The organism is Treponema sp. R6D11, assembly GCF_054786075.1.
The window spans coordinates 1-1,019 of sequence record NZ_BDHD01000443.1; the positions used below are offsets into that span (position 1 = coordinate 1).

Sequence of the window (1,019 nt, forward strand, 5' to 3'; positions counted from 1 at the left end):
TAAAAAAATAAAAGAAAAGCCTTTTATATATCCGGCAGTACCTGATGAATATTTGGCATCTAAAGGATTTAGATTTACAATGGTAAAAAATTATATTTTATTTTATAAAGTTAAAGAAAAACAAATAAATATAGATCGTTTTTTATATGGACACAGAGACTGGATGAATATATTAGGAAGTGTGAATGATTAACCCAATCTTTGAAAGACTTGTCTTACTCACCGGCAAAGAAAGTCTTGAGAAACTTAACAATACTCGCGTTCTTGTTTTTGGAGCGGGAGGCGTGGGAAGTTGGGCGGCGGAGGCGCTTGTTCGCTCCGGGATAGGGAGGCTTGGCATTATCGACAATGATGATGTTTGCGCTTCAAATGTGAATCGTCAGGTGGAGGCGACTACCCTCTCTATCGGACAGCCTAAAGCGTCCTCGTTAAAAAAACGGCTTTTGGAAATTAATCCTGAATGTGAGATTACGGCGTGGGACGAAATTTTTTGCCGTGAAACATCGGGAAACTTTTTTATTGAAAAATCGGATTTTGTGATAGACGCTATTGACAGTTTGAACCATAAACTCGATTTAATCGAAATTGTTTATAACGCTAATGTTATTCTCTTTTCTTCGATGGGTATGGCTCTTAAAACAGACCCGTCAAAAATAAAAGCAACTTCGATATGGAAAACAGGCAACTGTCCTTTGGCTCGGCTTGTACGGCAAGGTTTAAGGAAGCGAGAATTTTCAGGTGATTTTACTGCAGTGTACAGTACGGAAACGCCAATGCATAATGAGACGGACGAGGAGCAATTTGTAACCACTGGCGGGAATACTCCTTATCAGGGGCGAAAAAAAGTAAACGGCAGTATTGTGACTGTAACGGCAAGCGCGGGGTTGTTGCTGGCAAGTTTGGTAATTAACAGCGTACTTGAAAAAGCGAGGAAGCCATGAGCAGATTTTTCAAAAAAACAAACGTAAGTGAAATTGTAAAAAAACTGGTTGTAAAAACAGTTATGGAACGCTCCCTTA

Annotated in this window: 2 protein-coding genes; both read left to right on the forward strand. The window is 39.4% G+C overall.

Translation table 11 applies throughout. The features are described 5' to 3' along the window. A partial coding sequence (locus ACYVTD_RS13810; protein WP_461248305.1) for a type II toxin-antitoxin system RelE/ParE family toxin occupies window positions 1-193 on the forward strand: 193 nt, incomplete at its 5' end. Next, complete coding sequence (locus tag ACYVTD_RS13815; RefSeq protein ID WP_461248306.1) at window positions 186-941, forward strand: tRNA threonylcarbamoyladenosine dehydratase; 756 nt, start codon at window positions 186-188, stop codon at window positions 939-941. The genes ACYVTD_RS13810 and ACYVTD_RS13815, both read left to right, overlap by 8 nt. The last annotated feature ends 78 nt before the right edge of the window (window positions 942-1,019 follow it).

Bases quoted from the DNA above. Each gene is read 5' to 3' on its own strand.
- ACYVTD_RS13815 (WP_461248306.1), top strand. From the start codon at position 186: ATGATTAACCCAATCTTTGAAAGACTTGTCTTACTCACCGGCAAAGAA.